At 41.7% G+C, this 7333-nt stretch carries 8 protein-coding genes; 6 read left to right on the forward strand and 2 right to left on the reverse strand.

What is annotated here, in order from left to right; all coding sequences use genetic code 11:
• The first annotated feature begins 3 nt into the window (after positions 1-3).
• Both GFB48_RS16350 and GFB48_RS16355 read left to right on the forward strand, forming a co-directional pair.
• Positions 4-390 (forward strand): type IV pilin protein, encoded by a 387-nt coding sequence (locus GFB48_RS16350; RefSeq protein WP_240464895.1) that lies wholly within the window; start codon positions 4-6, stop codon positions 388-390.
• 4 nt (positions 391-394) lie between these two features.
• Positions 395-667, forward strand: coding sequence for a TapY2 family type IVa secretion system protein (locus GFB48_RS16355; protein WP_163938298.1), 273 nt, complete (start codon positions 395-397; stop codon positions 665-667).
• Between the two features lie 2 nt (positions 668-669).
• On the opposite strand, the gene GFB48_RS16360 is transcribed toward GFB48_RS16355, so the two are convergent.
• Positions 670-1176, reverse strand: coding sequence for a GspH/FimT family pseudopilin (locus GFB48_RS16360; RefSeq protein ID WP_163938300.1), 507 nt, complete (start codon positions 1174-1176; stop codon positions 670-672).
• 130 nt (positions 1177-1306) lie between these two features.
• On the opposite strand from GFB48_RS16360, the gene glnB reads away from it, so the two are divergent.
• On the forward strand, positions 1307-1645 hold the full coding sequence (gene glnB, locus GFB48_RS16365; RefSeq protein WP_163938302.1) for a nitrogen regulatory protein P-II: 339 nt from the start codon (positions 1307-1309) through the stop codon (positions 1643-1645).
• A 73-nt stretch (positions 1646-1718) separates the two neighbouring features.
• On the opposite strand, the gene GFB48_RS16370 is transcribed toward glnB, so the two are convergent.
• Positions 1719-2465 (reverse strand): outer membrane protein assembly factor BamD, encoded by a 747-nt coding sequence (locus GFB48_RS16370; RefSeq protein WP_163938304.1) that lies wholly within the window; start codon positions 2463-2465, stop codon positions 1719-1721.
• A 133-nt stretch (positions 2466-2598) separates the two neighbouring features.
• Between GFB48_RS16370 and rluD the strand changes: the two genes are divergently transcribed.
• The 3 genes from rluD (at position 2599) to clpB (ending at position 6948) form a co-directional block, all read left to right on the forward strand.
• Positions 2599-3576 (forward strand): 23S rRNA pseudouridine(1911/1915/1917) synthase RluD, encoded by a 978-nt coding sequence (rluD, locus tag GFB48_RS16375; RefSeq protein ID WP_163938306.1) that lies wholly within the window; start codon positions 2599-2601, stop codon positions 3574-3576.
• 3 nt (positions 3577-3579) lie between these two features.
• Positions 3580-4299, forward strand: a complete 720-nt coding sequence (gene pgeF, locus GFB48_RS16380; RefSeq protein WP_163938307.1) for a peptidoglycan editing factor PgeF — start codon at positions 3580-3582, stop codon at positions 4297-4299.
• A 78-nt stretch (positions 4300-4377) separates the two neighbouring features.
• Positions 4378-6948, forward strand: coding sequence for an ATP-dependent chaperone ClpB (gene clpB / locus GFB48_RS16385; RefSeq protein ID WP_163938309.1), 2571 nt, complete (start codon positions 4378-4380; stop codon positions 6946-6948).
• Positions 6949-7333: the final 385 nt, after the last annotated feature.

Here is a 7333-nt window from a genome sequence, read left to right on the forward strand (position 1 = left end):
ATCATGAAACCGACGGGATTTAGTTTAATTGAACTACTTGTGGCATTGGCCATCACGGCGATTATTGCCAGTGTCGCTTACCCAAGCTATACCAGTTATGTTATTGCTTCAGCTCGTTCTGAAGGGCTAACCACCATTTTGCAAGTAGCCATAGAGCAAGACCAATACTATCTTGATTTTAGAAGATACAGTTCAAATATGCAGGATCTTGGCTTTGATAGCGATCCATTGATCACTGACAATGGTCACTATCAGGTGGATGCAACTGTAACATCAAGCAATTATATTATAACGGCTTCCGCGCAAGGGGTTCAGTCTCAACGAGATGGCGAATGTAGCCAGATAACGTTATCAAGTGAAGGTGAAAAACTGCCTGAATCATGTTGGTGAGTATATGAAAATATTAGCTATATTATTGTTGTTCTTAAGTAGCACCTTGGCACAAGCTCAGGACTATAAATGTGCCTTGCATACGACTTTAGGGGCTAAAATTATCTTTTTTAAATGGCAGCATCACCCTAAGCAGAAGCTCTACAGGGAAGTAAGTGAAGGAGTGCAGGCTTTGCCTAAAAACTGGCAGCTAAAATCTGTTGAGGAGTGTATCGAATTATCAAAAGAGTTCTCTCATCCCATATTTCGTCATTTAGATCTAAAGACACCTAAATAATGCTAATCATCACAGTTTAAGTTTTTGTCATCTTGGCGCTTGATGCGACCAGAGGTGGCGATGACAAGTTGCTGCGGGTATTCGCTATTTAGCTTTTGACTGCAAAATCGCATCGTGCCATTACTAAAGCCCGCTTGACCTAAATCATTAAAACTTATTTTTGTTTTTGGAAAAGAAAGAAAATCTTTGGCATCAATTGCAATTTTCAGTACTAGAATTTCGCCGCTGTCAAAAACACCATTGTTATTTTTATCATTAAATATACTGAACCCTGAATTCCAATCAGCAGAGCAGCTTCCGCTTTGCAGTGGGCAAACAGTGATCCTACTACGATAGCTTTTCGATAAAGAGCGAGCATATTGTAGCGACTGATATAGCCTAGCTATTTCACTGGTTGCTTTAGAATACTCAATTATTTTTGATAGTGACGGTGTTATTGTAGCAATAAGAATGCTTGTGATAGCAACGACAACAAGCATTTCAATAATCCCTGCTCCGGAGTGCTTCATAGTAGCCCCTAACTTCGAAGTTACTTTCTATAATTTTAGACTAAGTAATAATTTTAGCTAAGCTAAAGGTGTATATACTTCAGCGCAATTGCTATTATTGCGCCCAAATTAAAAATACATGGATTGAGCAATGAAAAAAATTGAAGCGATAATAAAGCCTTTTAAACTTGATGATGTCCGCGAAGCGTTAGCTGATATTGGTATTGCTGGCATGACAGTGTCAGAGGTAAAAGGCTTTGGTCGTCAAAAAGGCCATACCGAGCTTTATCGTGGCGCTGAATATATGGTTGATTTTTTGCCAAAAGTTAAATTAGAAATAGTGATTGCAGAAGATATGGTTGATTCAGCGATTGAAGCCATTATTGAGACAGCAAAAACGGGTAAAATTGGCGATGGTAAGATTTTTGTGTCTCCAGTAGAGCGGGTAATTCGCATCCGTACTGAAGAAGAAAATGAAGAGGCAATTTAAGGTTTGTTAACCGAGCTTACAAAAAAACCAAGCACTTTTGCTTGGTTTTTTATTTCACTCATACCTTTATGTCTTAATTAGCATGATTTAGGGCGATAACCTGTTTTATGTGTTCAGCAAGTTGTTGTTGTCCTAATGCTTCATAACATTCAAGCATAATTTCTAGGGCCTCTTTTCTAGCAGGAGACTGACTAAACTTTTCAAGTACTAATTGAGCACGATTTGCAGCGGCAGCATGGGCATCCATTTCTAAGTAATACCTTGCAACCCTTAGAGAGTAGTCAGCAAGACGGTTACGCAGGTGAACCATTCTCTGTTTGGCATCATGAACATACTCAGAATTCGGGTAGTTCTTGATTAAGATTTCAAAGTCTTTAAAGGCCTGATTAGAGTTCTCTGGATCTCTGTCAGTGCGATCAACACCAAACATATCATGGAACATGTATCTGTCAGCTTGCATATTAACAAGTCCGCGCATGTACTGGGCGTAATCTAAATCAGGATGACTAGGATTGTTATCCATAAAAGCATCAATTTTTGCAATAGCCGAAGCGGCATCATCCAGTTTGTAGTAAGCGTATATCAGATCAAGTTTTACTTGTTCTTTATGCGGCCCAAATGGATAGCGTGACTCTAAAGCCTCTAAAGTTCTGATCCCTTTGCTATAGTTACCTAACTCCATGGCCTCTCTTGCATCTTTATAAATGGCAATGGGAGAGCGGTCAGATATTTTTATTTCATCTTTGTCAGGTGTTGATGAGCAGGCTGACATCGTACCCACCAAAAGGGCGATGGAAAAAGCTTTAAATTGATTATTCATAGGGCAGATACGTCAAATTCTGTGTTTGTATTTAGGATAATTGTTATTTTAGCGATACACTAACACTATTATTACTTTGATTGTAGCAAAAGCTATTACTATTGTGACCCCTAAATGGGGCAAACGGTTCCATATGTCAGAAAAGATTTTATTAGAAACAGAAGTTGAAGCTTTCCAAATGGGGCAGAGACTGGATCAAACCTTAGCAGAGGTGTTTGATGATTTTAGCCGTTCGCGTATAAAGGAATGGATATTAGCGAATAAAGTCAGCATCGATGATGAGATCTGTAATCGTCCTAGGGAGAAGGTGGTAGTTGGTCAAGTTTTAAAGATTGACGCAACCTTAGAAATTGAAGTAGAGCATGTAGCAGAAAAAATTGATTTAAATATCGTTTATGAAGATGACGACATTTTGGTCATTAATAAACCTGCAGGTCTAGTGGTTCATCCTGGTGCAGGTAATAAATCGGGAACGATTTTAAATGCGTTACTGCACCATTGTCCTCAAATTGAACAGGTGCCTCGTGCAGGTATTGTTCATCGTTTAGATAAAGACACTACCGGACTAATGGTTGTTGCAAAAACGGTTCCTGCCCAAACTCACTTAGTTGCGGCGCTGCAAGCCCGTAATATTACCCGTGAATATGAAGCTATTGCCCTTGGTAATATGACAGGTGGTGGAGTCGTGGATGAGCCTATTGGCCGTCACCCAACTAAGCGAACTCATATGGCTGTGGTTCACGGTGATGCAGGCAAGCCGGCTGTGACCCATTACCGTGTGGCAGAACGTTTTCGATTACATACTCGCTTACGCTTACGCTTAGAAACTGGACGTACCCACCAAATTCGAGTGCATATGGCTTATATCAAGCACCCACTTATTGGCGATCCGGTATATGCTGGCCGTCCTAAGCCTGTGAAAAATTCGACGCCGGAGCTATTTGAGCAATTACGAGGCTTCAGAAGGCAGGCTTTGCATGCGGTTCGATTGGAATTAGAGCATCCTATTACTGGAGAGCATATGGTATGGCAGGCGCCAATTCCAGAAGACATGAAAAAGCTTACTTTAGCACTAAGAAACGATACTTTAGCTAATCCTGACTTAATTTAATTTATGGCCATATTTAGACCCAAATGGACCCTGCCTGATAATGTTCAGGCTCGAATAACTACTCGAACAGAAGGTGTTAGCCATGGCTGTTTTAATAGTTTCAATTTGGGTGCCCATGTCGGGGATATAGATGAAGCTGTTGTGCAAAATAGAGCAATTTTAGCGCATCAACTCCCTCATTCCCCACTTTGGCTAAATCAAATTCATTCAACAACAGTTGTTAATGCTGAACATCCTCATACCTGTGATGCAGATGGTGCTTATAGCACTAAAGAGAACCTTGTTTGTCTGATCATGACTGCAGATTGTCTGCCAGTTCTTATGTGCAACAAACAAGGGACACAAGTTGCCGCAGTACATGCCGGTTGGCGAGGTTTGTGTCATGGCATTTTAGAAGCAGCTGTTGCAAACTTTACGGACCCTCAAGAGGTGATGTGCTATCTAGGACCTGCCATAGGGCCTGAGTATTTTGAAGTTGGCGCAGAAGTGCGCCAACAATTTATTGATAAAGATGTCAAGGCTGGTTCATGCTTTAAAGCTAAAGGCGATAAATATTTAGCCGATCTCTATAAACTGGCACGTCAGCGCCTGACCAATATTGGTGTAACCGATATCACCGGAGAGGTGGATTGTACCTATTCACAACCTGATAAATATTTTTCATATCGTCGAGATGGCCAGACAGGCCGTATGGCATCTTTGATCTGGATCAAGCAAACTTAAATAGATTAACTTTCAAACTTGAAAGTTGAATAAATGCCCCCAATTAGTTAACTAAGAAACGAATTTGTTGGAGGTGTTATGCGTCTAGATAAACTAACCGTTAAATTTCAAAATGCAATTGCAGCGGCTCAATCTATTGCTATTGGTAAAGACAATCAATACATTGAACCTGTACATCTTTTGCAGGCGTTATTAGATCAAGATAATTCTACCGTTGCGGCTATGCTCACCAATGCTGGAGTAGCATTAGCTCAACTTAGAACTCAAATTCAAACTGCCATTAATGCTTTACCGCAGGTTTCTGGTAGCAGTGTTGATGTCCAGGTTTCAAATAACACTATCCGTCTTTTAAATCAGTGCGATAAATTAGCGCAAAAAAACAAAGATGATTATATATCTTCTGAACTTTTTATTGTTGCCGCATTGGAATCTAATGATCCACTAGCTGAAATTCTCAAAGCAGCCGGTGCGGATATAAAAAGTATCAATGCCGCGATTGAAAAAATTCGTGCAGGCCAGTCGGTCAACGATCCTAATGCTGAAGATACTCGCCAAGCATTAGACAAATACACCATAGACCTAACCGCTCGAGCTGAGCAGGGTAAGTTGGATCCTGTGATTGGCCGTGATGAAGAGATCCGTCGTGCCGTACAAGTACTGCAGCGCCGTACCAAAAATAACCCCGTTTTAATCGGTGAGCCAGGTGTTGGTAAAACCGCTATTGTTGAAGGCCTTGCCCAACGTATTATTAATGGTGAAGTGAGTGACGCCCTTAAAAATAAACGAGTCCTATCCCTCGACTTAGGTGCCTTATTGGCTGGAGCGAAATACCGTGGTGAATTTGAAGAGCGCTTAAAAGCAGTATTGAACGAGCTCGAAAAAGAGCAGGGCCAAGTCATTCTATTTATTGATGAGTTGCATACCATGGTGGGCGCGGGTAAATCTGATGGGGCCATGGATGCTGGTAATATGCTTAAGCCAGCACTTGCCCGTGGTGAATTACACTGTGTCGGAGCAACTACTTTAGATGAGTACCGACAATACATAGAAAAAGATGCTGCCCTTGAACGTCGTTTCCAAAAAGTGCTGGTGGATGAACCTTCTGTGGAAGACACCATTGCCATTTTACGTGGCTTAAAAGAACGTTATGAGCTGCACCATCATGTGGAGATTACGGATCCGGCGATTGTTGCGGCGGCATCTTTGTCGCACCGCTATATAAGCGACCGCCAATTGCCAGATAAAGCCATCGACTTAATCGATGAAGCGGCGTCTTCTATTCGTATGCAAATTGACTCTAAGCCTGAGCCGCTTGATAGGCTAGAGCGCAAGATCATTCAGTTAACTCTGCAACAGCAAGCGTTAGCCAAAGAGGAAGATGAGCACTCGATAAAGCGTTTGCAAGAATTAAACGAGCAATTAAGTAGCCTTAAGGCCGAGTTCCAAGAGTTAGAAGAGGTATGGAATACCGAAAAAGCCGCCTTAGATGGTACTCAGAACATTAAGGCGGAATTAGAAGATGCCCGTCAGCAAATGGAAGTGGCTAAGCGTGCCGCAGACTACCAGCGTATGTCGGAGCTGCAATATGGGTTAATTCCTGAACTTGAGAAAAAGCTCGATCTAGCCAGTGCCGCAGAAATGCAAGAAATGACCCTACTTAAAAACAAGGTGTCAGATACTGAAATTGCCGAAGTATTAGCAAAAGCCACGGGCATTCCAGTTAACCGTATGCTTGAGGGGGAGCGTGATAAGTTATTACGCATGGAACAAGAGCTGCATAAGCGCGTGATTGGACAAGACGAAGCGGTAACTGCGGTAGCGAATGCGATTCGCCGTAGTCGTGCTGGCTTAGCTGATCCTAACCAGCCAATTGGTTCGTTCCTATTTTTAGGGCCAACAGGGGTAGGTAAAACCGAACTGTGTAAATCATTGGCTGAATTTATGTTTGATTCAGCAGACTCTATGATACGCATTGACATGTCAGAGTTTATGGAGAAACACTCGGTGGCTAGATTGGTCGGCGCACCCCCGGGTTATGTCGGTTATGAAGAGGGTGGCTACCTGACCGAATCGGTTCGCCGTAAGCCTTATTCGGTAGTATTACTTGATGAGGTAGAGAAAGCACATCCAGATGTCTTTAATATTTTATTACAAGTATTAGACGATGGTCGCTTAACTGATGGACAAGGTCGAACCGTTGACTTTAAGAACACCGTTATCATTATGACCTCTAATCTAGGTTCAGATCTCATTCATGAGAACTTTGGCGAATTAGATTATGAAGGGATGAAACATAAAGTAATGGAGGTGCTTAATCACAGCTTCCGACCAGAGTTCCTAAATCGTATTGATGAATCTGTCGTGTTCCATCCATTGGCAGGTCAGCACATCAAATCAATCGCTACTATCGTGCTTAAACAATTGAATGATCGTTTACAAGATAGAGGATTCACGATTGAGCTATCTGATGCTGCAATGGACAAGTTGGTCACCATGGGAACGGATCCATTATTTGGAGCGCGTCCTCTAAAGAGAACTATCCAAAATCAGTTAGAGAATCCACTGGCTCAAAAACTTTTGGCAGGTGATGTTACTGAAGATGGTGCAATCAAGGTTGATGTAGTGAATGATCAATTAGTATTTAACTAATCAATGAGTGTGAGCTTGCTCACGCTAAATTGGACTAAAAGAGCGGTTTTGGATAGTAATTGTCCAAAGTCGCTTTTTTATTTCAAAAAGGGGTTGCGTAAATAAATCCGCTCCCTATAATGCGCATCCACTGACACGGGGCAAGGCACTAAAGCGCCAGCAACGTTGGAGCTACCAAGTAGCTTAGTCAGGGTTAAGGTTAAAACTTAAACGGTTGAAAAACTTTTTAAAAATAACCCTTGACCACGGGCTCAAAATCATTAAGATACGCAGCCCTGACCGACACGGTCAAACGTTCTTTAACAATATAATCAAGTAATCTGTGTGGGCACTCACAGGCATTTGAAAATCAACAAAACGATTTTCTCAATGTACTTTAGTGTTC

Origin of the sequence: Paraferrimonas sp. SM1919, from assembly GCF_010993985.1 — a bacterium.
In the GTDB taxonomy this organism is placed as follows: Bacteria; Pseudomonadota; Gammaproteobacteria; order Enterobacterales; family Shewanellaceae; genus SM1919.

Coding starts and splice junctions, on each gene's coding strand:
- glnB (WP_163938302.1), top strand. CDS start 1,307: ATGAAAAAAATTGAAGCGATAATAAAGCCTTTTAAACTTGATGATGTC.
- GFB48_RS16355 (WP_163938298.1), top strand. CDS start 395: ATGAAAATATTAGCTATATTATTGTTGTTCTTAAGTAGCACCTTGGCA.
- GFB48_RS16370 (WP_163938304.1), bottom strand. CDS start 2,465: ATGAATAATCAATTTAAAGCTTTTTCCATCGCCCTTTTGGTGGGTACG.
- clpB (WP_163938309.1), top strand. CDS start 4,378: ATGCGTCTAGATAAACTAACCGTTAAATTTCAAAATGCAATTGCAGCG.
- rluD (WP_163938306.1), top strand. CDS start 2,599: ATGTCAGAAAAGATTTTATTAGAAACAGAAGTTGAAGCTTTCCAAATG.
- GFB48_RS16350 (WP_240464895.1), top strand. CDS start 4: ATGAAACCGACGGGATTTAGTTTAATTGAACTACTTGTGGCATTGGCC.
- pgeF (WP_163938307.1), top strand. CDS start 3,580: ATGGCCATATTTAGACCCAAATGGACCCTGCCTGATAATGTTCAGGCT.
- GFB48_RS16360 (WP_163938300.1), bottom strand. CDS start 1,176: ATGAAGCACTCCGGAGCAGGGATTATTGAAATGCTTGTTGTCGTTGCT.